28 protein-coding genes are annotated in these 25,634 nt (G+C 61.8%); 17 read left to right on the top strand and 11 right to left on the bottom strand.

Translation table 11 applies throughout. The annotated features are described in order from the left end of the window. Positions 1-14: 14 nt before the first annotated feature. From DNK10_RS25840 to DNK10_RS07685, 3 genes are all read right to left on the bottom strand, one after another. Positions 15-191, bottom strand: coding sequence for a PA1571 family protein (locus DNK10_RS25840; protein WP_165495958.1), 177 nt, complete (start codon positions 189-191; stop codon positions 15-17). Between the two features lie 238 nt (positions 192-429). After that, positions 430-717 carry a DUF3509 domain-containing protein gene (locus DNK10_RS07680; RefSeq protein WP_131181987.1) on the bottom strand — a complete coding sequence of 96 codons (288 nt, stop codon included), beginning with the start codon at positions 715-717 and terminating at the stop codon, positions 430-432. A 100-nt stretch (positions 718-817) separates the two neighbouring features. Further along, positions 818-1,039, bottom strand: coding sequence for a hypothetical protein (locus DNK10_RS07685; RefSeq protein ID WP_131181989.1), 222 nt, complete (start codon positions 1,037-1,039; stop codon positions 818-820). A 448-nt stretch (positions 1,040-1,487) separates the two neighbouring features. Here DNK10_RS07685 and dnaX point away from each other — a divergent pair, with 448 nt between their 5' ends. The 6 genes from dnaX (at position 1,488) to DNK10_RS07715 (ending at position 9,030) form a co-directional block, all read left to right on the top strand. Then, positions 1,488-3,590, top strand: a complete 2,103-nt coding sequence (gene dnaX / locus DNK10_RS07690) for a DNA polymerase III subunit gamma/tau (protein WP_131191122.1) — start codon at positions 1,488-1,490, stop codon at positions 3,588-3,590. Between the two features lie 17 nt (positions 3,591-3,607). After that, a complete protein-coding gene (locus DNK10_RS07695; protein ID WP_131191123.1) occupies positions 3,608-3,934 on the top strand; it encodes a YbaB/EbfC family nucleoid-associated protein in 327 nt (108 codons plus the stop codon). A 227-nt stretch (positions 3,935-4,161) separates the two neighbouring features. Next, positions 4,162-4,761 (top strand): recombination mediator RecR, encoded by a 600-nt coding sequence (gene recR, locus DNK10_RS07700; protein ID WP_131191124.1) that lies wholly within the window; start codon positions 4,162-4,164, stop codon positions 4,759-4,761. Positions 4,762-4,934: 173 nt separating this feature from the next. Continuing rightward, positions 4,935-5,441: a sigma-70 family RNA polymerase sigma factor gene (locus DNK10_RS07705; RefSeq protein WP_131191125.1), complete on the top strand. Its 507-nt coding sequence runs from the start codon at positions 4,935-4,937 to the stop codon at positions 5,439-5,441. A 3-nt stretch (positions 5,442-5,444) separates the two neighbouring features. After that, on the top strand, positions 5,445-6,392 hold the full coding sequence (locus DNK10_RS07710) for a FecR domain-containing protein (RefSeq protein ID WP_131181993.1): 948 nt from the start codon (positions 5,445-5,447) through the stop codon (positions 6,390-6,392). A gap of 148 nt (positions 6,393-6,540) precedes the next feature. After that, positions 6,541-9,030 carry a TonB-dependent siderophore receptor gene (locus DNK10_RS07715; RefSeq protein ID WP_131191126.1) on the top strand — a complete coding sequence of 830 codons (2,490 nt, stop codon included), beginning with the start codon at positions 6,541-6,543 and terminating at the stop codon, positions 9,028-9,030. Positions 9,031-9,315: 285 nt separating this feature from the next. Here DNK10_RS07715 and DNK10_RS07720 read toward each other — a convergent pair whose 3' ends face one another. Continuing rightward, positions 9,316-10,227: an AraC family transcriptional regulator gene (locus DNK10_RS07720; protein WP_131191188.1), complete on the bottom strand. Its 912-nt coding sequence runs from the start codon at positions 10,225-10,227 to the stop codon at positions 9,316-9,318. A gap of 279 nt (positions 10,228-10,506) precedes the next feature. Here DNK10_RS07720 and DNK10_RS07725 point away from each other — a divergent pair, with 279 nt between their 5' ends. Genes DNK10_RS07725 through DNK10_RS07735 form a run of 3 tightly spaced genes read left to right on the top strand, consistent with a single transcriptional unit; the run spans position 10,507 to position 11,802 of the window. Further along, positions 10,507-11,244 (top strand): SDR family oxidoreductase, encoded by a 738-nt coding sequence (locus tag DNK10_RS07725; protein WP_131181995.1) that lies wholly within the window; start codon positions 10,507-10,509, stop codon positions 11,242-11,244. Positions 11,245-11,261: 17 nt separating this feature from the next. Then, entirely contained in the window at positions 11,262-11,507 is a 246-nt protein-coding gene (locus tag DNK10_RS07730) for a hypothetical protein (RefSeq protein ID WP_131191127.1), read from the top strand. Positions 11,508-11,526: 19 nt separating this feature from the next. Further along, entirely contained in the window at positions 11,527-11,802 is a 276-nt protein-coding gene (locus tag DNK10_RS07735; RefSeq protein WP_165495959.1) for a putative quinol monooxygenase, read from the top strand. 67 nt (positions 11,803-11,869) lie between these two features. On the opposite strand, the gene DNK10_RS07740 is transcribed toward DNK10_RS07735, so the two are convergent. Both DNK10_RS07740 and DNK10_RS07745 read right to left on the bottom strand, forming a co-directional pair. After that, positions 11,870-12,298, bottom strand: coding sequence for an organic hydroperoxide resistance protein (locus tag DNK10_RS07740; RefSeq protein ID WP_131181998.1), 429 nt, complete (start codon positions 12,296-12,298; stop codon positions 11,870-11,872). Positions 12,299-12,509: 211 nt separating this feature from the next. Then, on the bottom strand, positions 12,510-12,959 hold the full coding sequence (locus DNK10_RS07745; protein WP_131191129.1) for a MarR family winged helix-turn-helix transcriptional regulator: 450 nt from the start codon (positions 12,957-12,959) through the stop codon (positions 12,510-12,512). A 236-nt stretch (positions 12,960-13,195) separates the two neighbouring features. Between DNK10_RS07745 and DNK10_RS07750 the strand changes: the two genes are divergently transcribed. After that, positions 13,196-13,588 carry a hypothetical protein gene (locus tag DNK10_RS07750; RefSeq protein ID WP_131191130.1) on the top strand — a complete coding sequence of 131 codons (393 nt, stop codon included), beginning with the start codon at positions 13,196-13,198 and terminating at the stop codon, positions 13,586-13,588. A gap of 69 nt (positions 13,589-13,657) precedes the next feature. On the opposite strand, the gene DNK10_RS07755 is transcribed toward DNK10_RS07750, so the two are convergent. Further along, positions 13,658-13,915, bottom strand: coding sequence for a YgaP-like transmembrane domain (locus DNK10_RS07755; RefSeq protein ID WP_131191131.1), 258 nt, complete (start codon positions 13,913-13,915; stop codon positions 13,658-13,660). 13 nt (positions 13,916-13,928) lie between these two features. Further along, positions 13,929-14,306 (bottom strand): Rho termination factor N-terminal domain-containing protein, encoded by a 378-nt coding sequence (locus tag DNK10_RS07760; RefSeq protein WP_131191132.1) that lies wholly within the window; start codon positions 14,304-14,306, stop codon positions 13,929-13,931. A gap of 234 nt (positions 14,307-14,540) precedes the next feature. On the opposite strand from DNK10_RS07760, the gene DNK10_RS07765 reads away from it, so the two are divergent. The 3 genes from DNK10_RS07765 (at position 14,541) to katE (ending at position 19,809) form a co-directional block, all read left to right on the top strand. After that, positions 14,541-14,939 carry a DUF2513 domain-containing protein gene (locus tag DNK10_RS07765; RefSeq protein WP_165493686.1) on the top strand — a complete coding sequence of 133 codons (399 nt, stop codon included), beginning with the start codon at positions 14,541-14,543 and terminating at the stop codon, positions 14,937-14,939. A gap of 19 nt (positions 14,940-14,958) precedes the next feature. Beyond that, positions 14,959-17,415, top strand: a complete 2,457-nt coding sequence (locus tag DNK10_RS07770) for a glycogen/starch/alpha-glucan phosphorylase (protein WP_131182005.1) — start codon at positions 14,959-14,961, stop codon at positions 17,413-17,415. Between the two features lie 255 nt (positions 17,416-17,670). Next, on the top strand, positions 17,671-19,809 hold the full coding sequence (gene katE, locus DNK10_RS07775; RefSeq protein WP_131191133.1) for a catalase HPII: 2,139 nt from the start codon (positions 17,671-17,673) through the stop codon (positions 19,807-19,809). Between the two features lie 72 nt (positions 19,810-19,881). On the opposite strand, the gene DNK10_RS07780 is transcribed toward katE, so the two are convergent. The 3 genes from DNK10_RS07780 to DNK10_RS07790 are packed head-to-tail and all read right to left on the bottom strand — an operon-like array spanning position 19,882 to position 21,083. Beyond that, positions 19,882-20,118: a hypothetical protein gene (locus tag DNK10_RS07780; RefSeq protein ID WP_131191134.1), complete on the bottom strand. Its 237-nt coding sequence runs from the start codon at positions 20,116-20,118 to the stop codon at positions 19,882-19,884. Further along, positions 20,115-20,741, bottom strand: a complete 627-nt coding sequence (locus DNK10_RS07785) for an NAD(P)H-binding protein (protein ID WP_131191135.1) — start codon at positions 20,739-20,741, stop codon at positions 20,115-20,117. Before DNK10_RS07785 ends, DNK10_RS07780 begins: the two co-directional genes overlap by 4 nt. 9 nt (positions 20,742-20,750) lie before the next feature. Then, positions 20,751-21,083 carry a hypothetical protein gene (locus tag DNK10_RS07790; RefSeq protein WP_131191136.1) on the bottom strand — a complete coding sequence of 111 codons (333 nt, stop codon included), beginning with the start codon at positions 21,081-21,083 and terminating at the stop codon, positions 20,751-20,753. 186 nt (positions 21,084-21,269) lie between these two features. On the opposite strand from DNK10_RS07790, the gene DNK10_RS07795 reads away from it, so the two are divergent. The 4 genes from DNK10_RS07795 to ligD all read left to right on the top strand — a co-directional run bounded on the left by DNK10_RS07795 (position 21,270) and on the right by ligD (position 25,629). Then, complete coding sequence (locus tag DNK10_RS07795; protein WP_131182010.1) at positions 21,270-21,761, top strand: MgtC/SapB family protein; 492 nt, start codon at positions 21,270-21,272, stop codon at positions 21,759-21,761. An 81-nt stretch (positions 21,762-21,842) separates the two neighbouring features. Beyond that, positions 21,843-22,085 carry a hypothetical protein gene (locus DNK10_RS07800; protein WP_131182011.1) on the top strand — a complete coding sequence of 81 codons (243 nt, stop codon included), beginning with the start codon at positions 21,843-21,845 and terminating at the stop codon, positions 22,083-22,085. Between the two features lie 161 nt (positions 22,086-22,246). Next, positions 22,247-23,071 (top strand): non-homologous end joining protein Ku, encoded by an 825-nt coding sequence (gene ku / locus DNK10_RS07805; RefSeq protein WP_131182012.1) that lies wholly within the window; start codon positions 22,247-22,249, stop codon positions 23,069-23,071. 11 nt (positions 23,072-23,082) lie between these two features. Next, positions 23,083-25,629, top strand: a complete 2,547-nt coding sequence (gene ligD, locus DNK10_RS07810) for a DNA ligase D (protein WP_131191137.1) — start codon at positions 23,083-23,085, stop codon at positions 25,627-25,629. Positions 25,630-25,634: the final 5 nt, after the last annotated feature.

Here is a 25,634-nt window from a genome sequence, read left to right on the forward strand (position 1 = left end):
GGCTGGCGGGTGCTTCAGGAAGCGCTTTCTTCCCGTGCTTTGTCCAGCCCCTTGTCCAGCTCGCTGCAAGCTTGCTGGATCATGCTTTCAGTGATCGGAATCTCGCGGCCGCTGGGGTCGATCACCGCGCCATTGGCGATTTCCGATTTGGCGCTGGATCGATTGGCGTGTTGCTCGTCAGGGCTGCTCATGGGTGTTTCCTCATCCGTTTTTCGCGTGATCGAATAGGGCTGTGCCCGTGCGGTGCCGACAGATAAAGTCTGGGGGCGCTCAGGTATGGCTTCAAGCGCGCTCTGCTTCACTGTTGCAAAAAAATTCCTGTCCAGGCAATAGGCCGACGAGTGGAGTACTGCGCTTTGCGCGCTCAGGATCGCAAAAACGACAAAGCCCCGCGCCGATCAGGCTGCGGGGCTTTGTCTTGGACAGGTCTCAGGCGTGGTGGTAGCTGATTACGCTGTCCTGTTCCTTGAGCATCTTGCGCATTTCGGCCGGAATATTGCCAGCTCTGACGGCGAGTTCGAGGCGGATATCTTCGAGACTCTGAGCGAACGCATTCGAATCATTGAGCTGCAGCTTCTGCAGCACCCGGCTGTAGGCGGTGGCGTCGGCTTCATCGATCAGGGAAAGAACGATGCTGCCGTCCGGGCGAGGCCGACTGAAGGTGGCGCGTAGGGGGGCGAATAGCTGCTCGACAAGCTGTCGATTACTATTTTCCATTGACGAACTCCAGTTGAAGTATGAATACCTATGAGTAGCCAGGATTCATTTAGTTCGACGATGGCTGCCCTAATAGTGATGTTGTTTGCAACATTACCTGTCAGCGACGCAGTGCCTGACGCGTACGTTCGATCACGCCTTTCAGGGAATCGTCGCTGTACTGGCCAGGGTACAGACGCTGGCTGTGCTGCGCGACACCGGTGTGGTCGACCACGGTAAAGCTGAAGCTGCCCTTGCGGGGCGCCAGGATATGACAGGCGAGCGGAGCGAAAGCGTTGGACAGGGTATGGATAGCAGTTTGGATTTGTTGATTGGTATTCATATTCGGGTGTTTCCTGATACTACGGGCACATGATCGCGCCATAAAAGAGGGCTCCGGGCACTGGCTTGGGCCAATGGGATTGATTATCGGAGCGGACTGCGCGCTTTTAAGTTCCACCTGTAAGTGAGGTGAAAACTAGAGCGGGTCTGTACTTCGGAAGGCTGGCGGAAGGTCGACGCGTGAGCGGGACGGCCAGATCAGTCAGCGGAGGGGGTCTTGGCATTTATGCGTGCATCGTTTGCGATGCCGATTGCCAGGAAACCATCGAGAAGGCCATAAGGCCGAATGACTTGCAGCGTGGTACGAACGATGCGGACTATACGTGGCTGTATAAAATTTAGCCAGCCCTGATCCCATTCTTTTTCATGTCCGCTGATCGGCATCGCACTGAGAGAGCGATTTGAGCTAGCATTAGTCCTCTTTTGCTTTCCTCTGGCGACGGTTTTCAATGAGTTATCAGGTTCTTGCACGCAAATGGCGCCCGCGTTCGTTTCGCGAAATGGTCGGGCAGACCCATGTGCTGAAAGCGCTGATCAACGCACTCGACAGCCAGCGCCTGCACCACGCCTATCTGTTTACCGGCACCCGTGGCGTGGGCAAGACCACGATCGCGCGGATCATCGCCAAGTGCCTGAACTGCGAAACCGGTATCAGTTCCACGCCCTGCGGCACCTGCTCGGTGTGCCGGGAGATCGATGAAGGCCGCTTCGTCGACCTGATCGAAGTGGACGCCGCCAGCCGCACCAAGGTGGAAGACACCCGCGAACTGCTCGACAACGTGCAGTACTCGCCGAGCCGTGGGCGTTTCAAGGTCTACCTGATCGACGAAGTGCACATGCTCTCCACCAGTTCCTTCAACGCCTTGCTCAAGACGCTCGAGGAACCACCACCCCACGTCAAATTCCTGCTCGCCACCACCGACCCGCAGAAGTTGCCGGTCACCGTGCTGTCGCGCTGCCTGCAGTTCTCCCTGAAGAACATGCCGCCAGAACGTGTGGTCGAGCACCTGACCCACGTTCTGGGCGCCGAGAACATCCCCTTCGAAGACGATGCCCTGTGGCTGCTCGGTCGCGCCGCCGACGGTTCCATGCGCGACGCCATGAGCCTGACCGACCAGGCCATCGCCTTCGGTGAGGGCAAGGTACTCGCCGCCGACGTGCGCGCCATGCTCGGTACCCTCGACCATGGCCAGGTGTACGGCGTGCTGCACGCGCTGATCGAGGGCGACGCCCGCGGCTTGATCGAGGCGGTGCGCCAGCTCGCCGAGCAAGGCCCGGACTGGAGTGGCGTGCTGGCGGAAATGCTCAATGTGCTGCACCGCGTGGCCATCGCCCAGGCGCTGCCGGATGCGGTGGACAACGGCCAGGGCGACCGTGACCGGGTTCTGGGTCTCGCCCAGGCGCTGCCGGCTGAGGACGTACAGTTCTATTATCAGATGGGCCTGATCGGCCGGCGTGACCTGCCTCTGGCGCCGGATCCACGCAGCGGTTTCGAGATGGTGCTGCTACGCATGCTGGCGTTCAGGCCAGCGGGCAAGGGCGATGTCCCGAAGGTGGCGCTAAAGCCACTGGGGATCAGCCAGGCCAAGGCTGATCCCCAGGCAACTCCGCTGGCCGACGCGGCTCCTGCCGTGTCGCCGTCTGTTGCCAGTGCCCCCACCGGGGTTGCGGCGGCGCCTAGCGAACCCGCGCCAGTCGCCGTCGTGCAACCGGCACCAGCACTTGAGCCTGTTGTCGAACCTGCGCCTGTCGCGCCAGCGCCCGTTGCGCAAGCGGCGGTTGTTGCTGTACCTGCGGTAACCCCGCCTTGGGAAGAGGCTCCGGCCGAAATCAAAACCATCGCGCCTGCGGCGCCAGTGAGCGAAGCGCCGCAGGAGCTGGTTGCCGTGCAGGCGCAGCCTGAGCCGAAGCCTGAGGAACCAGCCAAGGCACCTGAACCCGAGCCGGCAGCAGCATTGCCCGTTCCGGAACTGGCCGAGGTGCCGGTGATCGATAGCAGTGATCTGAATCCACCCGACAACGATGACGAGCCGCCACCCGGTGACTACGACTACGTGGCGATGGATACCGAGAACCTGGATTACGATTTCGCCGATGCGCTATCCGACGAGCAGCCGGAAGCGGAGCCCGAGCCTGCTTCATTGCCGGCCAGCGGTCTGGCGGCGGACTGGCTCGAGTTGTTCCCGAAACTGGGCCTGAGCGGCATGACGGGCAGCATCGCCGCCAACTGCAGCCTGATCGCCGTGGAGGGTGACAAGTGGCTGCTGCACCTGGATCCCGCCCACAGTGCGCTGTTCAACGCGACCCAGCTGCGGCGCCTGAACGATGCACTGAACGGCTACCATGGCCGTGAGCTGCAACTGAATATCGAGCTGATCAAGCCCGAGCAGGAAACGCCTGCCCAGGCGGCGGCGCGCAAACGCGCCAATCGCCAGCGCGAGGCCGAGGCTTCGATCCAGAACGATCCGCTGATCCAGCAGATGATTTCGCAGTTCGCCGCCTCCGTGCGTGCGGGCAGCATCGAACCCGTCGATACCGTCGTTAATCCCTGACTACCGAGGACAACATCATGATGAAAGGTGGCATGGCCGGCCTGATGAAGCAGGCACAGCAGATGCAGGAAAAAATGCAGAAGATGCAGGAAGAGTTGGCCAGCGCCGAGGTCACCGGGCAGTCCGGCGCCGGCCTGGTCAGCGTGGTGATGACGGGCCGTCATGACGTCAAGCGCGTCAGCCTCGACGACAGCCTGATGCAGGAAGACAAGGAAATCCTCGAAGACCTGATCGCCGCTGCCGTCAATGATGCCGTGCGCAAGATCGAACAGAACAGCCAGGACAAGATGTCCGGCATGACCTCCGGCATGCAGCTGCCGCCCGGTTTCAAGATGCCGTTCTAAGGCCGCTGCAAGGCGGAAGCGGACGGTCGTAGGATGGGTGAAACCCATCGGAAATTGATGGGTTTCACCCATCCTACGGGCTGGTGGATGAAAAGAGCGTCAGCTACGCGCCCCGATCCACCCTACGGGGTGAGCGTCCGCTTCCGCCTTAAAGCATCCGCAGGATCGAGTCGCGTAGCGACGCTTTGCCGTACTATCTTCCCGTTTTTATCGTCGAGCCCCGCACCATGAGCTTCAGTCCCCTGATCCGCCAACTGATCGACTCCCTGCGCATCCTGCCCGGCGTCGGCCAGAAGACCGCCCAGCGCATGGCCCTGCAGTTGCTCGAGCGCGACCGCAGCGGCGCAGTGCGTCTGGCCCAGGCGCTGAATCAGGCAATGGACGGTGTCGGTTACTGCAAGTCGTGCCGCAGCCTGAGTGAAGACGAGCTCTGCCAGATCTGCCTCGATCCGCGCCGTGACGACAGCCTGCTGTGTGTGGTCGAAGGGCCGATGGACGTCTACGCCGTGGAGCACACCGGTTTCCGTGGACGTTATTTCGTGCTCAAGGGCCACCTGTCGCCGCTCGATGGGCTGGGCCCGGAAGCCATCGGCATTCCGGAATTGCTGTTGCGCATCGATGCCGGCCAGTTCAACGAAGTGATACTGGCGACCAACCCGACGGTGGAGGGCGAAGCGACTGCCCACTACATCGCCCAGTTGCTCGCCGGCAAAGGCCTGGTGGCTTCGCGCATTGCCCACGGCATGCCGCTCGGTGGAGAACTGGAACTGGTGGATGGCGGCACCCTGGCCCATGCATTGGCAGGTCGCCGACCGATCAATATCTGAGCGAAGGTCGCTCTTGTAACCAGGGTTGAAAATAACGATACCCAGGGTGCGATCTACCGGGTATCGCTGCACTCGACCCAGGCGACCATTCAGTAAAACTACGAATCCCTATAATTCGCTTCTGAGAAGCATTACCATTCGTGCCTTTTCCAGGTACGGTGATGGTGTGCTCGATGTCGCTTGTTTCCTCTCAGCAATCCCTGCAACAGTTGTATCGCGAGCACAGCAGCTGGTTGAACGGCTGGTTGCGCAGGCGTCTGGGCTGTGCCGAGAATGCGGCGGATCTGGCTCAGGACACCTTCCTGCGCGTGCTCAGCAAGGAGCGCGAGCTGCCGACACTGCGCGAGCCGCGTGCCTACCTGTCGACCATCGCCCACTCGCTGCTGGTCAATCACTGGCGGCGCCAGGCGATCGAGCGTGCCTACCTCGAAGCCCTGGCGTTGCAGCCGGAGCAGCATGCACCCTCGCCGGAAGCGGCCGAACTGATCATCGAAACCCTGCTGGCCATCGACGCCATGCTGCTGCGCCTGCCGAGCAAGGTGCGCGAGGCGTTTCTGCTGTCGCAGCTGGACGGGCTTACCTATGCGGCCATCGCGCAGCGCCTGCAGGTTTCCGAGCGCATGGTGAAGAAGTACATGGCCCAGGCGATGTTGCAGTGCCTCGTTCTGGTCGAGTGCTGAGCGATGGCTCCCGATCACCGCACCCTGCAGGAAGCCGCCGAGTGGTTCGCGGTGCTGGCCGATCCACCGGTCAGCGACCATCAGCAACAGGCCTGGCGGCAGTGGCTGGCGGCGCGGCCCGAGCATGCGGCGGCCTGGCAGCGGGTCGAAGCGATCAGCGGCCAGTTCGCCCGGCTGCCCGGCGATACCCGCCGTCAGGCCGCCGGCCAGGCGCTGCGCAGTACAGGTCGCAGCCGGCGTCAGGTGCTTGGCCTGTTCGCATTGCTGGGCGCAGCCGGCATGCTGACGGTGGCGGCACAGGGGCGTCCCTGGCGCGCCTGGGTGGCCAGCGAGCGAACCGGCACCGGCGAGATTCGTGACAGACGCCTGGCCGATGGTACCCATCTGTGGCTGAGCAGCCGTACCGCCCTGGATGTCGATTACAGCGCGTCGGCACGTCTCCTGCGGCTGTTCCAGGGCGAGGTGCTGATCGACACGGCCCGCGATCCGCGCCCGTTGGTGGTGGATGCTGTGCACGGTCGTTTGCAAGCACTGGGCACCCGTTTCAGCGTGCGCGAAGGCGATGGCTTCACTCAGCTCAGCGTGTTCGAAGGAGCCGTGCGTATCGAGCCCTTTGGCAGCGCCGTACCACGGGTATTGCAGGCGGGAAATCAGGTGCGCTTTGGCCAGCATGGCATCGCGGCCAGCGAGCCGGTGGATCAGGCCCGTGAGGCCTGGAGCCGGGGTGTGCTGCTGGCCGATAACCGGCGGTTGGGGGATTTCATCGAGGAGCTGGCCGAACATGTACCGGGCTATCTCGCATGCGACCCGCGGGTTGCCGATCTGCGCCTGGTCGGTGCCTATCCCCTGAGCGATACCGGGCGCATTCTCGACGCCCTGGAGGGCAGCCTGCCGGTTCGCGTCAACCGCCGCTTGCCATGGTGGGTGACCCTGGAGCCGCTGCAAGGCTGAAAGCGTGGGCCGTCAGCCGTGTGCCGTGGCGGTCTCGCGGCTTTCGCCAAAAAAATTGCAATCAGTGGTTCCCCTTTTTCGGTTTCGCTTGGCTTCAGTGCATCCGGCCCTTGCGTGTCATGCGCGGCCCCTGCAATGAGGAATACCCATGTACCCGAGTCTCAGTTTCTCGCCGACCTGCCTGCGTCGCTCCATCCGCCTTGCCACGCTGACGCTGGCGGCATTGTCGCCGGTGATCGGCCATGCCCAGGCCGTCGAGGCTGACAGCTACCAGCAGAGCGCACGTAGCTACCAGATTCCGGTCGGCCCGCTGTCGGCAGCATTGAGTCGTTTCGCGGCGGAGACAGGTGTCTTGCTGTCGGTGGATGCACGCCTCACCGAAGGCAAGCAGAGCCCTGGTCTGCAGGGCGAGTTCGACATCGACGAGGGGTTTTCCCGATTGCTGCAAGGCAGCGGCCTGCAGGCAACCGCTGACGGCAATGGCGGCTACTCGCTGCAGGCCGCTGGCCAGGACGACGCGGGCTCGCTGGAACTGGAGAGCACCGCTATCCGTGCCTTCGCCCTCGGCAATGCGCTGGGCAGCATGGACGGTTACAACGCCACCCACAGCAGCGTGGCGAGCAAAACCAGCAAGGAGCTGCTGAAAACCTCGCAGAGCGTGTCGGTGGTCACCCGCGAGCAGATCGAGAAGCAGGGCGCCGTCAGCGCTGCCGATGCGATGCGCTACACCCCGGGCGTGCTGACCAATCCCTATGGTAATACGCACCGCTACGATTACCTGGCGATTCGCGGCATCAACGATGGCGCGGTGGACAACATCATCATCGACGGCCTGAAGTCCATGGGCGATCCCGGCTCCTACAGCAGCCTGCAGATCGACCCGTACTTCATCGAGCGTATCGACGTGCTCAAGGGCCCATCCTCGGTACTTTACGGCCGCAGCAATCCGGGAGGTCTGGCCGCCATCAGCACCAAGCGCCCCGAGTTCAGCCAGGCTGGGCAGGTCGATATCTCCTACGGCAGCAACAACCGCAAGTCGCTGGGTTTCGACGTTACCGGGCCGTTGAACGAGAACATCGCCTACCGCGTCGTCGGGCTGGCCAAGGACGCCGACTCCCAGGCCGATCATGTCACGGAGACCCGCTATGCGCTGATGCCCAGCCTGGCGTTGAACCTCGGTGAGGACACTTTCATGACCCTCTACGCCTACCTGCAGGACGATCCCAACGGTGGCTACCACGGCAGCCTGCCGGCATCCGGTACCCTGCACAAACGCAATGGCCAGCGCATCTCGAGCAGTTTCTTCGAGGGCGACCCCGCCGTCGAAGAGTTCACCCGAACCCAGCAGATGCTCGGTTACGAGCTGGAGCATCGTTTCGACGATACCTGGAGCGCCCGGCAGAACTTCCGCTACCTGGATGCGCGCGTGTCGAACAGCCAGATCTGGGGCTCGGGTTATCTGAGTGACACCAGCAACGAGCTGTATCGCGGCTACAGCGGCGGCCAGGAGCGTTTGCACGCCTGGATCGTCGATAATATGCTGCAGGCCGAGTTCGCCACTGGTGCCGCTCAGCACACCGTGGTGGTCGGTCTGGATTATCAGTACTCGAAGAACAAGATCGCCGACCAGCGTGACAACTCGATACTGCAGCCGCCAGGTTCGGTCACGCCCATCGATGTGTTCGATCCTGTCTACGACAACAACGGCCTGACAGCCATCAACCCGGTGACCGATGCTCTGCGTCGGCAGAAGCAGACCGGCCTGTACGTGCAGGATCTGATCGAGATCGACAACTGGAACCTGTCCCTCGGCCTGCGCCAGGACTGGTACGACGTTTCCATCGACGATGAAATCAACGGCCAGAACGACAACCAGGGCGAGAAACTCAGCGGCCACGTCGGCGTGCTCTACGCGTTCGACAACGGTGTGTCGCCTTACGTCAGTTATTCGACCTCGTTCAACCCGACCTCCAATTACTCCAGTGGCGCGCAGATTCTCGACCCGACCACGGGCGAGCAGTGGGAAGCCGGTATCAAGTTCCAGCCCCAGGGCACCGACGACCTCTACACGCTGTCGTTCTTCAACCTGGAAATGGAAAACCTGTTCGCCAAGGAAAACAGCCTGGTCACCGACAGCTTCTACAAGGGCGTTGGCGGCATCCAATCCAAGGGCATCGAGCTCGAAGCGCGCTTCAAACCCATCGACAACCTGCAACTGATGGCCAGCTACACCTACACGGACGTCTCCTACAGCAAGTCCTACTTCGTCAACGACGGTGCGGGTGTAGTGGATGCCAAAGGCAATACGCCACCGCAGACGCCGGAACAGATGGCCACCCTGTGGGCGGACTACAGCTTTACCGAAGGTGCGCTCGCCGGTCTGACGGTCGGTGCCGGTGCGCGTTATGTAGGGGAGAGCAAGGGCAGCGAACTGAATGACTTCAAGGTGCCGTCCTATACCCTGTTCGACGCCTCCGTCGGTTATGACCTGACCCAGGTCGGGCTGCGGGGAACCTCGGTGCGGGTCACCGCCAACAACCTCACCGATGAATACTACGTGGCGTCCTGCTATTCGGCGGTCGCTTGCTATCTGGGTGATGAGCGTAGCGTTACAGCGACCCTTACCCAGCGTTTCTAAGAGCCTGTTCACGATCTTTGTGCACTTGGCAAACAGGAACCCGTATCCCTATAGATCGGCGGCAATGTGGCGTAAGCGGACGTAGGGTGGATGACGCTCTTTTCATCCACCATTGCGATTGCAGAGCGGTGGACGGGTACAGCGTCGTCCACCCTACGAATGGCCGTTTGCGCCTTTAAGACCGTAGAACGTAGCCTGGATTAGCCGCAGGCGTAATCCGGGGCCGAAGGCCGTGATCCATGGTTCAACGCGGGTCACCGAACGGCCGCTTACGCCTTTCTGCAATCAGCCCGCGTTGCGCAATCTGTGCATGTCGCGCAGCGGTGGTGCGCCGAACAGGCGGCTATATTCACGGCTGAACTGCGACGGGCTCTCGTAGCCGACGCGGAAACTGGCCGATGCCGCTTCCAGCCCTTCGCTGAACATCAGGCGGCGGGCCTCCTGCAAGCGCAATTGCTTCTGGTATTGCAGCGGGCTCAAGGCAGTGACCGACTTGAAGCGGTGGTGCAGGGTCGAGGCGCTGAGATTGACCTCGCGGGCCAGTTCTTCGATGCGCAGCGGTTTATCGTAATGCCGGTTGATCCACTCGATGGCGCGGGCGATACGGTGGCCCTGGCTGTCGGCCATGACCAGCTCGCGTAAACGCTGACCCTGCGGGCTGCGCAGCAGGCGATAGAAAATCTCGCGCAGCGCCAGGGGTGCCAGCATGGCGGCATCGCGTGGGGTGTCGAGCAGGCGCAGCAGGCGAATCACCGCGTCGAGCATCGATGGATCCAGGCGGTCGACGAACAGTGCCCGGTTAGAACCGGGGTCTGGCAGGCCGATAGGGCCGGCTTCGGCGAGCAGGTCGCTGATCAGCGCAGGGTCGATATCCAGCTTCAGGCTCAGGTACGGCAGCTCGGGTGTCGCCTCGATTACCTGACCGGTGACCGGCAAGGTAACCGATGCCACCAGGTAATTCAGCGGGTCGTAGAAGTACTGTTCCGTACCCAGGCGAACCTCCTTGCGACCCTGGGCGATGATGCACAGGCAGGGCCGGTAAAGCGCCGGCATCGGCAGGCTGGGCGCTGTCGTATAGGAGAGGCCCAACCCCTCGATGAGGGTGTCGTGCATGCCCTCCGAGGGCGTTTTACGTTTGATCAAGTTGGCGAGTTCGATTTGCCGGACGGCCAGTTCATCAAGCTGATCGGGTTGCATCATGGGGTCACTCCTGAGTCTCGGCGCAGGCTATCCGGGATTTGCCCGAACGTCCTGCGCGCCAGGCGTAGTCCGCAGGAATGGGCAAGCATATGAGAGTAATAGGCAATTTTATATCTGTGCGCCAGCATGCATGGGAGTGACGAGGTAGCACTCGCAAGCAATTGCGCAGAATCAGGCAAGAATGTTCCAGTAATCGACTAACGGAAAATTGGCCTGTCCCCCTAATCTCTGGAGCTATCGCGGCGCAGTCAGCCGCACTTACCAGAGGATCGCGTCATGTCCAATATCCAAGAAAAAGTCGTACTGATCACTGGCGCCAGCAGCGGTATCGGCGAAGGCTGCGCCCGTTTGCTGGCAGAGAAGGGCGCTCGAGTCGTGCTCGGCGCACGCCGTGTCGAGCGTCTGCAGCAGTTGGTCGAAGAAATCGGCGCGACTGGTGGCAAGGCCATCGCCCGCCAGCTGGATGTCACCGATGCCGCCGATGTTCAGGCTTTCGTGGACGCCGCGCTTGCCGAATATGGCCGCGTCGACGTGCTGATCAACAACGCCGGAGTGATGCCACTGTCGATGCTCGAAGCCCTCAAGCTCGACGAGTGGAACCGCATGATCGACGTCAATATCCGCGGTGTGCTGCATGGCATTGCCGCTGCCTTGCCGGTGATGCAGGGGCAGCGTAGCGGGCAGATCATCAATGTGGCTTCCATCGGCGCCTATCGCGTATCGCCGACGGCAGCGGTGTATTGCGCCACCAAGTATGCGGTGCGGGCGATCAGCGATGGCCTGCGTCAGGAAGTGGGCGGCGATATCCGCGTCACCCTGGTCTCGCCGGGTGTGGTCGAGTCCGAACTGGCCGAGAGCATTTCCGATGAAGCCACCCGTGAAGTCATGCGTGAGTTCCGCAAGGTCGCCATCGGCCCCGATGCCATCGCCCGAGCCGTGGCCTACGCCATCGAGCAACCGGCAGATGTCGACGTCAGCGAGCTGGTGGTTCGTCCCACCGCAAGCATTCACTGAGCCTGGGAGAAACCATCATGAATAATCCATGGTTCGGCATGCCGGTACTGTTATTGGCCATCGCCTCTGCCGAGGCAACCCAGGATGAACGTCGGGCACGGGGCGAGAAGGTCATCGAGACGCTTGCCGGTACTGGCGGTCAGCCGGTGCTACAGGCGATGCACGAGGACTTTCCGTTTCTCGCCGGTGCCATTACCGATTACGCGCTGGGTGATGTGTGGGCGCGCGAGGTGCTCGCCAGCGCCGACGCTTCGCCATCCTGATTCATCCCCGAGGGGAAACATGCTCATGCAGACCCACATCACCGTTCTTGATGCTCCACCTGGCCGCTGCGAAGAATTGGGCGGCTACCTGCGCGATCTGCTGGAGCCGGTACGTGGCCTTGAAGGCTGCGTGGTATTCGAGCTGCACCGGGATCGGCAGCGCTGGCAACTGCTCGGCAGTTGGCGGTCGAGCGCCGATCTGGATCGCTACTTCCATGCGCCATTACTGCAGGAGGTGCTGGACAGCGCCTGGCGTAGCGGGGCGATCCAGCATCTGGAGAGCCGCGCCGCCTGAACCCATAACGACAACGCCCCGGATTATGCCGGGGCGTTGTCGTTCGAGCATACGCTTAGCGCGAGGATCACTCGACCAGGGTCAGAGTCACGTCGATATTGCCTTGAGTGGCGTTCGAGTAAGGGCAAACGATATGCGCCTTGTCGATCAGCGCCTGGGCTTCTTCACGATCCAGACCTGGCAGGGTGATCTTCAATTCCACTTCGATGGCGAAACCGGTGGGCACTGCGCCGATGCCGACGATGCCTTCGATCCAGCTGTCCGGGGAGACCTTGTGCTTGTCACGGGCGCCAACGAACTTGATCGCCCCAAGGAAGCAGGCCGAATAACCGGCGGCGAACAGTTGCTCCGGGTTGGTACCCAGGCCGCCAGCACCGCCGAGTTCTTTCGGGGTGGTGAGCGCGACATCGAGCACGCCGTCGGAGGAAATGGCACGGCCTTCACGACCGCCAGTGGCTTCAGCGTAAGCACGGTAGGCAACGGTTTCGATAGACATGATAAGAGTCCTCGGTTTGGGTATATGTATTGTGCATTAAAATTTAGCGCACAAGTTAGTTGCTGATTCGGACTTTAATCCTGATTTGGTTTGCGCGCAAGGTATTTTCAGAATTTTATCGAGTGTGCTTCAGGAGCCCGAACAGGCAAGCCGGTAGGCGAGGCTGATCGTAGACCTGCCGCTGGGCGTACGCGGACGCGAGCCGCAGGCGTCAGAGGCTTTCCTGAAGCTGCTTGCGCAATGCGATGAGTTCGGCGGTCAGGCTGGCCAGGCGCTTGGCCGTTTGCGCGCTGGCATTGATGATGCACCCGGGAATCCGTCGGGCCTCGGCGTGCAGGGCACGGCCCTTGTCGGTGAGCTGCAGATGCACGACGCGCTCGTCGGTACTGCTACGGGTTCGACTGAGCAGGCCCTCGGCTTCCAGACGCTTGAGCAGTGGCGTGAGTGAACCCGGATCGGTCAGCAGCCGGGCACTGATCTCGCCTACGGTGATGCCGTCGCGCTCCCACAGCACCAGCATGGCCAGGTACTGCGGATAGGTCAGCCCGAGCTTCTTGAGCAGCGGCTTGTAGACCTTGGTCATCATCAGCGAGGTGGAATGCAGGGCAAAGCACACCTGATTGTCGAGGAGCAGATCGGCGCAGGTGTCGTCGGTGGTCATGAAGGCTCCGGAATCGGGGGCAGGTGGATAGCGCAATTTATCGTGGCATCCGTGCCGATACCAGCGGATGCCTGCAAATCCGGAGTGATTAGCTCAACTATCGGTAGCTGATCGTGACCTGGCGCAGGTGAACCGACGGCTAGCAGGCATACAATGCAGCGCCGCTGATCGCCCTCCTGCAAAGCAGCAGGCGAGATGACGAGCAGTCCTGATCGGATTCCACGGGAGTGAAACGCATGAAAACCTTGATGGTCGCACTTGTCGCTGCGCTGATGCTGGCCGGTTGCAGCAGTCAAAGGACGCCGCCTGCGCCGCAGGTTCCCGTCGCTGGCAAGATCAACCCAACGCGGTTTCTGGTGACGCCCGCCCAGGCCGATATCGAGGCGGCCAAGACCAGCCTGTTCACGGCGATCGATCCGCGCGGCATCAGCTTCGATTCATTGTTCGGTACTGCCGCCAGTGCGGCCGGCGATGATCTCGCCGTATGTGGTTTTGCCAGCCGCGACGAGCAGGAGGGAGCGCTGTATTTCGCTTACTACAATGGCGAACTGCTGCTCTGGGACGAAACCGCGCCGCATGGCACCAGCACCGAAAACCAGTTTCTGGCGATGATCTGTTCCTACCGCTAAAGCCGCTCCGATTGCACGAGACAGGCATGCCCGCCTAAGCAGGGATGCTCCTGGCCATCTTGCTCACCATTAGCCGAGCAAGCGTCGAGGCGCAGGCAGCCGTTTCAACTGTGCTGTCGGCTCCCTGGAACCCATGCGCCGTTTCGCCGGACAGATACCCGCCACCCCGCGAAACACCCCCAGAGCACCCGCCGCGATATCCACCAGGCCGAACAGTCCGCGAACGGCCAGTCCTTTTCGTATCAGCAATACGCCGCCAGCGATGGAAATGACGCGCTCCATGGGCGCCAGGTTGATCGCGCTGTTCTGCTTGTTCTGCTCACTCATGCCGCTACTCCATTCAAGAGGCTTTCTTCAGCGCGCCGACCAGCTCGGCTTTGCGCATGGTCGAGCGCCCCGTGATCTGTCGGGCGCGAGCCAGGTGCAGCAGTTCCTGCTTGCTCTGGCTTTCCAGCGGTCGGTCAGGGCGTATCTCACCCTGGCGGGTAGATACCGCCTGGCGTGCGGAGTCCTTGCGGGCTTTGGCTTTTTGCGTGGCGCTGGTGGTGCGCCCGGAGCCGCCGACGCGCTCACCGCCACCGGACTGCTTGTTCACGGTCGCCCAGGCGTGGGCGCGGGCCTCGTCTTCCGAGACACCACGTTCTTCATAGGTGGCCTCGATCGCCGCCGCCTTGCGTTTCTGGGCCGCGGTGTATTTGTCCTTGCTTCCACGTGGCATGGGAGTCTCCTCAGGCTTCATGCGTCAAAGACCGGCTCGTGGCCGATAGGGATTGTGAAACGTGCCCGGCAGGGCGAGTTCATGACGATGGATGAGTGGTCGTCGGCAAATGCATCTATGGGTTGAACTCTAACCGCGCGTGGGGGACTCATTGCTAAGTGTGCTTTTGGAACAGGACGCCCCCGCTCTGAAATGCGCCTGTCAGCCACTGACAATTTCATGAGGAGATCGACGATGAAACGAGATTGGGAACTGATTCGTGAGCTACTGTTGCAGATCGAAGCACTGGAAGCCGGGCACCACTTCTACCCGCAGGCCGTAGGCGAACACTGTGCTGAAGCCGTCAGCTACCATATTCACCTGATGTGCCAGGCCAACCTGATCGAGTGTTCCCAGCACCATCCGTGGAACGGTGCGCCAGTGGCCATCGTCAGTGGCTTGACCCTGACCGGGCATGATCTGCTCGACGGCATCCGCGAAGCGTCGCTGTGGGAAGCCAAGAAGACCTTTCTGCAGGCACGTGCCGGTGGTATCACCTATGAAGGTCTGAAGAACGCACCGACCGCCGACTCCATGCTGTTCGCCGCCAATCGCGGCGCCGGCGAGGGTCACAACGGACGCCTCTACAACTGATTCAGGGAGTGAACCTGTTATGGCCGAAGAAGCAGCGAAAGCAACAGACCCTGTCGAAACTTTCAAACAACTGATTCTGGCCAAGCTCAAGTACTCGGTCGGTAAGGATCCGGGCAATGCCTATGACCATGACTGGTTCGAAGCCGTCGCCCTGGCAGCCCGCGATCATCTGATCGATCACTGGGAAGACGCCTCGCTGCAGGTCGACCGCCAGGAGCAGAAGCGGGTCTATTACCTCTCCCTGGAGTTTCTGATCGGTCGTCTGCTGGTCGATAACCTGAGCAACCTCGGTCTGCTGGACACCGCTCGCGAGGCGCTCGCCCAACTGGATGTGGATTTCGAACAGATCCGCAACATGGAGCCGGATGCGGCTCTAGGGAACGGTGGCCTGGGGCGATTGGCAGCCTGCTTCATGGAAAGTATGGCGTCGCTGAATATCGCCGCTCATGGGTACGGCATCCGTTATGAGCACGGCTTGTTCCGCCAGGTGGTGGTCGATGGTTGGCAGCAGGAACACACCGAAACCTGGCTGGATTTCGGCAACCCCTGGGAGTTCGAGCGCCCCGAAGTCAGCTACCTCGTCGGTTTTGGTGGCAGCGTGGCCAATCTCGCCGAGTCCAGCGAAGTGCCGCGTCATGAGTGGCTGCCGAATGAGCATATCCGCGCCATCGCCTATGACACGCCCGTGGTCGGCTGGCGCCATTCCAGCGTCAACACCCTGCGTTTATGGCGTGCCCGCGCCGAAGAAGACCTGAAACTGGAGCGCTTCAACGCCGGCGACCATTTCGGCGCCGTAGCCGATGTCGTCAAGGCCGAGAGCATTTCCCGGGTGCTCTATCCGGCCGACAGCACCGAGGCTGGCCAGGAGCTGCGCCTGTGTCAGGAATTCTTCTTCGTTTCCGCCTCGCTGCAGGATCTGATCGCGCGGCACCTGGAGTTGAACCTCGATATCCACTCGCTGCCGGATCGCGTCGCCATCCAGCTCAATGACACTCACCCGGCAATTGCCGTCGCCGAGCTGATGCGTCTGCTGGTCGACGTGTATCGCCTGGAGTGGTTCGAAGCCTGGAAGCTCACTGTCGCCACGCTGTCCTACACCAACCACACCCTGCTGCCCGAAGCGCTGGAGTCCTGGCCGGTGTCGCTGATGGAACGTTTGCTGCCGCGGCACATGCAGATCATCTACCTGATCAACGCCTATCACATCGATTCGCTGCGGGCGAAGGAGATCCATGATTTCGACCTGCTGCGCTCCATCTCGCTGATTGAGGAAGACCACGGTCGCCGTGTGCGCATGGGCAACCTGGCGTTTCTCGGCTCGCACAGCATCAACGGGGTATCGGCGCTGCACACCAACCTGATGCGCAAGAGCGTGTTCAGCGACTTCCATCGCCTGTATCCGGAACGCATCAACAACAAGACCAACGGCGTGACCTTCCGCCGCTGGCTGTATCAGTCCAACCCGCAACTGACCGAGCTGCTGGTCGGCGCGGTGGGTGAAGAGCTGCTCGATGCGCCAGAAACCACCTTGCGCAAGCTCGAGCCGTTCGCGGCCAAGGCGTCGTTTCGCAAGCAGTTCGCCGCTCAGCGCCAACACGCCAAGCGCGAGCTGGCAAAGCTGGTTCGCGAGCGTATGGGCATCAACTTGGACACTCAGGCGATCTTCGATGTGCAGGTCAAACGCATCCATGAATACAAGCGCCAACTGCTCAATCTGCTACACACCGTGGCGCTGTACCAGGCGATGCGCAACGACCCGGCCACCGACTGGGCGCCGCGGGTGAAGATCTTCGCCGGCAAGGCCGCGGCCAGCTATCACCAGGCCAAGCTGATCATCAAGCTGGCCAACGATATCAGCCGCACCATCAACGTCGACCCGACCCTGCGCGGCTTGCTCAAGGTGGTGTTCATCCCCAACTACAACGTCAGCCTGGCCGAGGTGATCATCCCGGCGGCCGATCTTTCCGAGCAGATTTCCACGGCAGGGCTGGAGGCGTCGGGTACCAGCAACATGAAGTTCGCCCTCAACGGTGCACTGACCATCGGCACTCTCGACGGCGCCAACGTGGAGATGTCCGAGCAGATCGGTCGGGAGAATATGTTCATCTTCGGCATGACCGCCCAGCAGGTGGCGGCGCGCTCGCGCCGTGATCTGAACATGAGTGCTGAAGTCGCCGCCTCGGAGCGGTTGGCGGGGGCGCTGGAAGCGATTCGTTCTGGCGTGTTCTCGCCGGATGATCCCGGCCGCTATGTCGGTCTGATCGATGGCCTGCTGGCCCACGACCGCTTCCTGGTCTGCGCCGACTTCCAGGCCTATTGGGACGCGCAACGCAAGGTCGACATGCTGTGGCGAACCCCGGATCGCTGGTGGCAGGCGGCGGTGCTCAATACCGCCCGCACTGGCTGGTTCTCCTCGGATCGCACCATTCGTGAATACGCCAAGGATATCTGGAAGGTATCGGGTATCGGTGACTGATTCTCGCCAGCCCTGAAGGTCCGGCTCGGAATCTTTCCGTACCGGGCCTTTTTCAATTCCGGGCATGCCGAAAAGCCAGTATGCCGTCCGTCTTGCCAGGCCTCTGGGCGCTGACAAACAACCCGAACCTCCCGCCGCCCATGACCTCACATTTCCAAGGGATCACGCCTGCCTGAGCGTGGCCCGGCCGCCCGAATTCCGTTTTCGATGTCGCTCTCGCGACTCGACGGGCCATGAAAGCCGAGGAGATGACTGATGAAATCTGATGACAAGGGCCGCGCCAGCGAGCTCGCCGGAACCGATACCCTGGATCGCGGCAACAGCAACAAGAAGATCGAGCAACTGGAGCGCTATCGGGAGGATGCCACCGGCCAGGCCCTGACCAGCAACCACGGCACGCGCATCGCCGACAACCAGAACAGCTTGCGGGCAGGTGAAAGAGGGCCGTCGTTGCTGGAGGATTTCCTCCTGCGCGAGAAGCTCACCCACTTCGACCATGAACGCATTCCTGAGCGCGTGGTGCATGCGCGTGGAGCAGCGGCTCATGGTCACTTCCAGGTCTATGAGTCATTGGCCGACCTGACCAAGGCCGACTTCCTCACCGACCCGAGCAAGAAGACGCCGGTCTTCGTGCGTTTTTCCACCGTGCAGGGGCCCCGGGGCTCGGCTGATACGGTGCGCGATGTGCGCGGCTTCGCCACCAAGTTCTATACCGACGAGGGCAACTTCGACCTGATCGGCAACAACATGCCGGTGTTCTTCATTCAGGATGCCATCAAGTTTCCGGATTTCGTGCATGCCGTGAAACCCGAGCCACATAACGAGATTCCCACCGGCGGCTCTGCTCACGATACCTTCTGGGACTTCGTTTCGCTGACCCCCGAGTCTGCGCACATGGTGCTCTGGACAATGTCCGACCGGGCAATTCCCGTGGGCTTTCGTGGCATGCAGGGGTTTGGCGTGCACACCTTCCGCCTGATCAACGCGGAAGGTCGCGCCAGTTTCGTGAAATTCCACTGGCGCCCGGTCGCCGGGGTGTTCTCGCTCGTCTGGGACGAGGCTCAGAAACTCGCCGGCAAGGATCCGGACTTTCACCGCCGCACCCTGTGGGACGATATCGAACAGGGCGACTACCTGGAGTGGGAGCTTGGCCTGCAGGTGATCGCCGAAGAGGACGAACACAATTTCGACTTCGACCTTCTCGACGCCACCAAACTGGTGCCGGAAGAGCAGGTTCCCGTGCGCGTGGTGGGCAAGCTCGTGCTTGACCGTAACCCGGACAATTTCTTCGCGGAAACCGAGCAGGTGGCGTTTCAACTGGCCAATATCGTGCCGGGCATCGATTTCACCAACGACCCGCTCCTGCAGGGCCGACTGTTTTCCTATACTGACACCCAACTGCTGCGCCTGGGCGGGCCGAATTTCCACGAGATCCCGATCAATCGTCCGGTCTGTCCGTTCCATAACAACCAGCGCGATTCCTTTCACCGGCAGACGATCAGCAAGGGCCGTGCAGCTTACGAGCCCAACTCCATCGACGGCGGCTGGCCCAAGGAGACGCCGGAAGCGCCGAAAGGCGGTGGTTTCGTCAGCTACCCGCAAGAGGTGTCGGGGCCGAAGATTCGCAAGCGTGCCGAGTCGTTCGCCGATCATTTCTCCCAGGCCAGGCTGTTCTTCAACAGCATGAGCGACGCGGAGAAAGCGCATATCGTCGCGGCTTACAGTTTCGAACTGGGTAAGGTCGAGCGCATGCATATCCGTGAACGCCAGGTGCACGAAATTCTGGCCAATATCGATCTGGATCTGGCTACCCAGGTTGCTGCCAATGTTGGCGTCAAGGCCCCCACCGGGCCATCCGTGCAGGTGCCGGAGATTTCTCTCAAGGCCTCTCCGGCGCTCAGCCAGATGAACCTGCTACCGGGCAATATCAAGTCGCGCAAGGTGGCGATCCTGATTGGCGATGGTGTGAAACAGGCCGATATCGACACGCTCACTGCGCAGCTGGACAAGGAGGGGGCGCATTTCAAGCTGCTGGCCCCGAGCGCATCTCCGGTGAAAAGCGATGCCGGTAAAATCCTGGTACCGAACGGTTCCATGCAAGGCTTGCCGTCTGTAGCTTTCGATGCCGTTTGGGTGCCCGGCGGTGCGGATTTTTCCAAGGCGTTGGCCGCGGATGGTGTCGCTTTGCACTACCTGCTCGAAGCCTACAAGCACCTGAAGGCCATCGCCCTGTGTGGCGAGGCTGCCGATCTGCTGGGGTTGCTGCGGCTCAAGGAGGATGAAGGGCTGCTGACCGACAAGAATGGCAAGGCTCTGGTCAAACCCTTTACCGAGGCCATTGCCAAGCACCGGGTCTGGGCGCGGGAGCCGCTGACCAAGGCCATTCCGGCCTGATATGAATGCCCCCGCGCATGGCGCGGGGGCATTTTTAATGGAGTTGGAATGAGCCGTGGATCGTCGGCTGTTTCAATGTGCGTGCTGTAGCCGGGTACGTTGAGCTCGCTCACGCAGTCGCGCGCGGCGCGGTGCGTGCTGGCGGCGCCAGGACTGGTTGCTCGGTGAGGTGGGCAGAGGAGGGAATTCCTCGGCCAGCTGGGCTTCGAGCTGGTAACGATTGATCAGACGCAGCATGCCCCAGAGCATCGCGGCCGAAACCATCAGCCAGCCCGATATCATCAACAGAATGTAGCTTTCAGGACTCATGGTGCCTCCTTGGCCTGAGGGCGAGAGTCGACGTGTATGCGTTGATTGACACTCGTCCCCAGCAGGCATTGGTCTATCACGCTGCAGGCGTAATGTTGCAGGGTGATGATTGCAGTATGGTCGATCTCCCGGGCGCTCACCTGGCCGTTGCCCGGTCGATGGCCTGGCGCATCCACCAGTGTCCAGGCCAGTGGCGACTTGTGCAGGCTGTGCTGCAGATGCTCGACCTTTTCGGCCGGCAGCTCACTGGCATCGTCCAGCCAGCCGTGATCGCCGATCAGCATCAGGCGTTCCACCCGCGCCGTGGGTAGCCCCTCCAGCAGGGCGATAATGGCGTCGTACGTCCTGTCGAAACCGCGGGCGTCACCGCCGGCGCGCAGCTGCCAACTGCTCAGCACGGCAATCACCGCATCCGTGCCCGCTATGCTTTGGCCAACACTGGTGGCGTCGAACAGATCGCCGTTCTTGGCGCTCAACCTGGGGCGTGCCGCAATATCGGTCGGATCGTCGACGATCACGATGGCCTGCAGGCCTTTGCCCAGCAGGGCTTCCAGCAGGGCATCGGTAATTCTGTCCGGGGCGCCGTACAGGGCGATCTTATCGATGGTGTGCGAGGTGCTCATGGTGATCGCTCAAGACTGTCGTACTTGACCAGGCTCCTGCTCGGTCACAGCCACATCGCCGAGCGGCTTCACCTCGATATCGGTGATTTCGCTGGGCAGGTCGCTGCTGTGCAGCGATTCGACGTGGTAACGCGCCTGCTCGGGTGTGAGCACCGATGCTGCGGCCTGAACTTCGGTGGATTTCTTCTGTTTGCCGAGCCTGTAGCTGACGAGAAAGTAGTGATTTCTGGACATCCGAACCTTCTTTTTCCGTCGGGCGCTCTCAAGCGCGTTCAAGTGATGCTGCTTGTATGAAAGACCGGGCAACGTATCGGCGCGTTCAGGTTTTTTGTTGCCTGCCATCCCTGGCGGCAACCCTGCGGGCCGTCGCGGAGCGACGTCAAAAATTGCTCCCGGCAATTTTTTGCCGGACGGTCAGGCCTCTGAAAAAAGGACAAACCTATAGGCCTGCGCAAGGTCGATACAGGAGCGCCAGCAGCGGTTCGGCGAGGCGCGCTCATTTGGATCAAAGACAGGCTGGGAGCGATCATCTTGAGTTTCTGGGACGAGGTACTGGCCACACTGGCCAACGAGTTTTCCGATCTGAGTACTCCCGAGCAATTCACCCAGGTCACCTTGCGCCTGCTATTGGCGGCGCTGCTGGGTGGCCTGCTGGGGCTTGAGCGCGAAACTCATGGCAAGGCCGCGGGCGTCCGCACGCACATGCTGGTGGCGATGGGCTCGGCGCTGTTCGTACTGGTGCCTGCGCAGATGGGCGCCGAGAGCGACGCCATGAGCCGGGTCATCCAGGGGCTGGTGGCCGGTATCGGTTTTCTCTGCGCCGGTACCATCATCAAGGGCAGTTCCATGGCCGAGGTGAAGGGGCTGACCACTGCTGCCGGTATCTGGCTGACCGCTGCGATCGGCATCACCGTGGGTATGGGCCGCGAGGCCACGGCGGTCTTGAGCACACTGCTGGCACTGTTCATCTTCAACACCGTGCAGCACTTCGTCACCTGGTTGGAAAAGCGCGCTCGCTGAATCCACTGGAACGCCTGGGCTTGCTTGCGCTCCTATCAGATAGGCCCGTATTAAATGGCCTCGAGAGAAGTGGAGTTCGGTATGTTCAGAAACTTCAAGGGATGCATTGCCTGGACGGATGCCATGAAGGATGGCCAGCAATATGTTGGCCTGATCGAATACCAACCCAAGTGCGCTGGCGCTGCGGTGCAGATGCTGTGGGTCGTCGCCCCCGGCTGCATCTGCGAGAGCGAAGCGGAAACCGTCGCTGACAACATGCTGCGCGAGATCCGCGACATCACCATCGACGGCAGCGTGATCTATCGCGACGGCGTGGCCCTGTAGCGAGACCCACTTGCCAGCAGAACCCGAACTGCGCCATCGCGGCGCAGTTTTCGCCTATCCGCCCCTCCTGGCACCGCCAATCACGACACCTCGGCGGATCACTGAAACTTTTGTTTTCGCCCCCCAGTCACCCGTAAACGTTCATACAGCGGGGAGCCCTCATGGCACGTGCAATCTGGAAAGGGGCGATCAGTTTCGGGCTGGTACACATTCCCGTTTCGCTGGTATCGGCGACCGAGACGCAGGGTATCGATTTCGACTGGCTCGATTCGCGCAGCATGGAGCCGGTCGGCTACAAGCGCGTCAACAAGGCCACTGGCAAGGAAGTCGACAAGGCACACATCGCCAAGGGCGTGCAGGTGGAGAAGGGCCGCTACGTGATCCTCGGCGAAGACGAGATTCGTGCCGCTCACCCCGAATCCACGCAGACCATCGATATCTTCGGCTTTCTCGATGCAGAAGCCATTCCGCTGCAGCATATCGAACGCCCCTATTACCTGGCGCCAGACAAGCGCGGTGAAAAGGTCTACGCGCTGTTGCAGCAAACCTTGAAGGACACCGGCAAGGTGGCCCTGGCTCACGTGGTGCTGCACGTCAAGCAGCACCTCGCTGCGCTGATGGTCGACGACTCCGCGCTGCTGCTGGTGTTGCTGCGCTGGCCCGACGAGGTGCGTGGCCTCGATACCCTGGAACTGGGCGAGGCGGTAACCGGCGCCAAGCTGAGCAAGGGCGAGCGCGACATGGCCAAGCGTCTGGTGCGCGACATGGCGGTCGATTGGCAACCGGATGAGTACCACGACACCTTCCGCGACAAGATCATGACGCTGGTCGAGAAGAAGGCCAAAGCCGGCAAGATCGAGGATGTCGAAAGCGGCGAACGCAAGCCGGCAAGCAAAAGTGCCGATGTCATCGACCTGACCGATCTGCTCAAACGCAGTCTGGAGGGCAATTCGTCCAAGCCGGCGCGCAAGCGATCGGCGAAGTGAGGTGAGCAGGCATGGCCAAGGCAACCAGCGTCTACAACCGAAAACGCAACTTCGAATCCACCAGCGAGCCCCGAGAATCCGCGCAGCGCCGTCGCTCCAAGGCCGGAGCGTTGCGTTTCGTGGTGCAGAAGCACGACGCCCGCAACCTGCACTACGATTTTCGCCTGGAGCTGCAGGGCACCCTGAAAAGCTGGGCGGTGCCCAAGGGGCCGAGCCTCGATCCCAAGCAGAAGCGCCTGGCGGTACATGTCGAGGATCACCCGCTGGCCTACGCGACCTTCGAGGGCAGCATTGCCGAGGGCAATTATGGCGCGGGCGATGTGATCGTCTGGGATCACGGCATCTGGCAGCCCGAGGGCGATCCCGTTGCCGCCTACGAGGCCGGTAAGCTCAAGTTCACCCTGATCGGCGAGAAGCTCGGCGGCGCCTGGGCGCTGGTGCGCACGCGGCTGAAGGGCAGCGGCGACAAACAGCAGTGGTTGCTGATCAAGGAACGGGATGACGTGGCGCGGCCCGCGAGCGACTACGACATCGTGACGGCGCTGCCGGCCAGTGTAATCAGTGGCGCTCTGGTCGGCGGCATGCAGAAGCCGGCGGCCAATCAGTCGCGATCATCCACAACCAGGCGCAAGGCCACGTCGAATACCAAGGCTCGCGGCAAAGACCAAGCCATGCCCGAGCTCCTGTCACCGCAACTGGCGACGCTGGTCAGCGCTCCGCCAGGCGGCGACTGGATGTACGAGGTCAAATATGACGGTTACCGCATCATGGCGCGCATCGCCGATGGCGAGGTGAAACTGTTCAGCCGCAACGGCCACGACTGGACGCAGCGCATGGCACCCCAGGCCGCGGCGCTGACCAAGCTCAAACTGGGTGATAGTTGGCTGGATGGCGAAGCCGTGGTGCTCGATGACAAAGGCCTGCCGGATTTCCAGGCTCTGCAGAATGCCTTCGATGAGGAGCGCAGTGCGGACATCCTGTATTTTCTCTTCGACGCGCCTTGGCTCGATGGGCGGGATCAGCGCAGCCTGCCGGTGGAAGAACGGCGTGCGGCCTTGCAGAAAAAATTGCCGGCACGGCGCAGCCTGCTGCGTTTCTCCGAGGCCTTCGAGGTGGATCACCAGAGCGTGCTGGGCAGCGCCTGCTCCCTGGGCCTGGAGGGTGTGATCGGCAAACGCGTGGGCAGTCCTTATCGATCTGCCCGCGGCCCGGACTGGATCAAGCTCAAATGCCGGCAACGCCAGGAGTTCGTGGTGGCCGGCTACACCGTTCCTCAGGGCAGCCGCTCGGGCTTTGGCGCGTTACTGTTGGCCGTCAATGATGCCGACGGCCTGCGTTACGCCGGGCGTGTTGGCACTGGCTTCAACGAGGCGCTGCTGAGCAACCTGCACAAACGCATGAAGGCACTCGCGCGTGATGACTCGCCGCTAAGCAAGCAGCCGAGCGCGGCCCAACGCCGCGGCGTGCACTGGATCGAGCCGCAGTTGGTGGTGGAAGTGGCATTCGCCGGCTGGACGCAGGAAGGCCTGGTTCGCCAGGGTGCCTTCGTCGGTGAGCGCAGCGACAAACCGGCCGAGCAGATCGTCCGCGAACATGCGGCTTCCGCCGAGGCGGTGAGCGAGGTGTCAGAGAACGCGGCCAAGGGCTCGCGTCGTAATGGCCGGGAAAGCGTCGCCGATGTGTCCATCAGCCATCCGGATCGCGTCATCGATCCGCAGAGCGGGACAACCAAGGTCGAGCTCGCGCATTTCTATGCCGAGATCGCCGACTGGTTGCTGCCGGATGTGCGTACTCGCCCGGTATCGCTGCTGCGTGCGCCAAGTGGCGTGGACGGTGAGCAGTTCTTCCAGAAGCACGCCGAGCGTCTGGCGATTCCCAATATTCGGCACCTCGATCCAGCGCTGGATCCCGGTCACGACCGCTTGATGGCGATCGAGAATGTGCCAGCGCTGGTCGGCGCACTGCAGATGGGCGCCATCGAGCTGCATACCTGGAACGCCACCTACGCCAGCATCGAACGGCCAGATCGGCTGATCCTCGACCTTGATCCGGATCCGGCGTTGCCCTGGCGCGCCGTCGTCGAAGCGACGCGCCTGAGCCTGGCGGTACTCGATGAGCTGGGGCTGGAGGCGTTCCTGAAAACCAGCGGCGGCAAGGGCATGCACCTGGTCGTGCCACTTGCCCGGCATGTCGATTGGGACACGCTCAAGGTGTTCGGCAAGGCCGTCTCGCAGTTCATGGCCGACGAATTGCCGGATCGCTTCAGCGCGCGCATGGGCCCGAAAAACCGTATCGGCAAGGTTTATCTGGATTACCTGCGCAACCAGCGCGGTGCCAGCACGGTGGCAGCTTATTCGGTGCGCGCGCGGCCGGGACTGCCGGTATCCGTGCCGATCCGCCGTGAGGAGCTGGCGGAACTGCGTGACTCGGCGCACTGGCATATCGGCAATCTGCAGCAGCGGCTGTCGCGGTTGAAAACCGACCCCTGGGAGGGCTACGCCAACCGCCAGCGAATCACCCGAGCGATGTGGAAAAAGCTCGCTGCCGAAGCGCCGTGATGGCC

It is taken from the genome of Phytopseudomonas daroniae (assembly GCF_004327275.1).
GTDB classification, from domain to species: domain Bacteria; phylum Pseudomonadota; class Gammaproteobacteria; order Pseudomonadales; family Pseudomonadaceae; genus Aquipseudomonas; species Aquipseudomonas daroniae.

What these genes read in the sequence shown, in the direction of transcription:
- DNK10_RS25840 (WP_165495958.1), bottom strand. Translation starts at nt 191, where the DNA reads ATGAGCAGCCCTGACGAGCAACACGCCAATCGATCCAGCGCCAAATCG.
- DNK10_RS07680 (WP_131181987.1), bottom strand. Translation starts at nt 717, where the DNA reads ATGGAAAATAGTAATCGACAGCTTGTCGAGCAGCTATTCGCCCCCCTA.
- DNK10_RS07685 (WP_131181989.1), bottom strand. Translation starts at nt 1,039, where the DNA reads ATGAATACCAATCAACAAATCCAAACTGCTATCCATACCCTGTCCAAC.
- dnaX (WP_131191122.1), top strand. Translation starts at nt 1,488, where the DNA reads ATGAGTTATCAGGTTCTTGCACGCAAATGGCGCCCGCGTTCGTTTCGC.
- DNK10_RS07695 (WP_131191123.1), top strand. Translation starts at nt 3,608, where the DNA reads ATGATGAAAGGTGGCATGGCCGGCCTGATGAAGCAGGCACAGCAGATG.
- recR (WP_131191124.1), top strand. Translation starts at nt 4,162, where the DNA reads ATGAGCTTCAGTCCCCTGATCCGCCAACTGATCGACTCCCTGCGCATC.
- DNK10_RS07705 (WP_131191125.1), top strand. Translation starts at nt 4,935, where the DNA reads ATGTCGCTTGTTTCCTCTCAGCAATCCCTGCAACAGTTGTATCGCGAG.
- DNK10_RS07710 (WP_131181993.1), top strand. Translation starts at nt 5,445, where the DNA reads ATGGCTCCCGATCACCGCACCCTGCAGGAAGCCGCCGAGTGGTTCGCG.
- DNK10_RS07715 (WP_131191126.1), top strand. Translation starts at nt 6,541, where the DNA reads ATGTACCCGAGTCTCAGTTTCTCGCCGACCTGCCTGCGTCGCTCCATC.
- DNK10_RS07720 (WP_131191188.1), bottom strand. Translation starts at nt 10,227, where the DNA reads ATGCAACCCGATCAGCTTGATGAACTGGCCGTCCGGCAAATCGAACTC.
- DNK10_RS07725 (WP_131181995.1), top strand. Translation starts at nt 10,507, where the DNA reads ATGTCCAATATCCAAGAAAAAGTCGTACTGATCACTGGCGCCAGCAGC.
- DNK10_RS07730 (WP_131191127.1), top strand. Translation starts at nt 11,262, where the DNA reads ATGAATAATCCATGGTTCGGCATGCCGGTACTGTTATTGGCCATCGCC.
- DNK10_RS07735 (WP_165495959.1), top strand. Translation starts at nt 11,527, where the DNA reads ATGCTCATGCAGACCCACATCACCGTTCTTGATGCTCCACCTGGCCGC.
- DNK10_RS07740 (WP_131181998.1), bottom strand. Translation starts at nt 12,298, where the DNA reads ATGTCTATCGAAACCGTTGCCTACCGTGCTTACGCTGAAGCCACTGGC.
- DNK10_RS07745 (WP_131191129.1), bottom strand. Translation starts at nt 12,959, where the DNA reads ATGACCACCGACGACACCTGCGCCGATCTGCTCCTCGACAATCAGGTG.
- DNK10_RS07750 (WP_131191130.1), top strand. Translation starts at nt 13,196, where the DNA reads ATGAAAACCTTGATGGTCGCACTTGTCGCTGCGCTGATGCTGGCCGGT.
- DNK10_RS07755 (WP_131191131.1), bottom strand. Translation starts at nt 13,915, where the DNA reads ATGAGTGAGCAGAACAAGCAGAACAGCGCGATCAACCTGGCGCCCATG.
- DNK10_RS07760 (WP_131191132.1), bottom strand. Translation starts at nt 14,306, where the DNA reads ATGCCACGTGGAAGCAAGGACAAATACACCGCGGCCCAGAAACGCAAG.
- DNK10_RS07765 (WP_165493686.1), top strand. Translation starts at nt 14,541, where the DNA reads ATGAAACGAGATTGGGAACTGATTCGTGAGCTACTGTTGCAGATCGAA.
- DNK10_RS07770 (WP_131182005.1), top strand. Translation starts at nt 14,959, where the DNA reads ATGGCCGAAGAAGCAGCGAAAGCAACAGACCCTGTCGAAACTTTCAAA.
- katE (WP_131191133.1), top strand. Translation starts at nt 17,671, where the DNA reads ATGAAATCTGATGACAAGGGCCGCGCCAGCGAGCTCGCCGGAACCGAT.
- DNK10_RS07780 (WP_131191134.1), bottom strand. Translation starts at nt 20,118, where the DNA reads ATGAGTCCTGAAAGCTACATTCTGTTGATGATATCGGGCTGGCTGATG.
- DNK10_RS07785 (WP_131191135.1), bottom strand. Translation starts at nt 20,741, where the DNA reads ATGAGCACCTCGCACACCATCGATAAGATCGCCCTGTACGGCGCCCCG.
- DNK10_RS07790 (WP_131191136.1), bottom strand. Translation starts at nt 21,083, where the DNA reads ATGGCAGGCAACAAAAAACCTGAACGCGCCGATACGTTGCCCGGTCTT.
- DNK10_RS07800 (WP_131182011.1), top strand. Translation starts at nt 21,843, where the DNA reads ATGTTCAGAAACTTCAAGGGATGCATTGCCTGGACGGATGCCATGAAG.
- ku (WP_131182012.1), top strand. Translation starts at nt 22,247, where the DNA reads ATGGCACGTGCAATCTGGAAAGGGGCGATCAGTTTCGGGCTGGTACAC.
- ligD (WP_131191137.1), top strand. Translation starts at nt 23,083, where the DNA reads ATGGCCAAGGCAACCAGCGTCTACAACCGAAAACGCAACTTCGAATCC.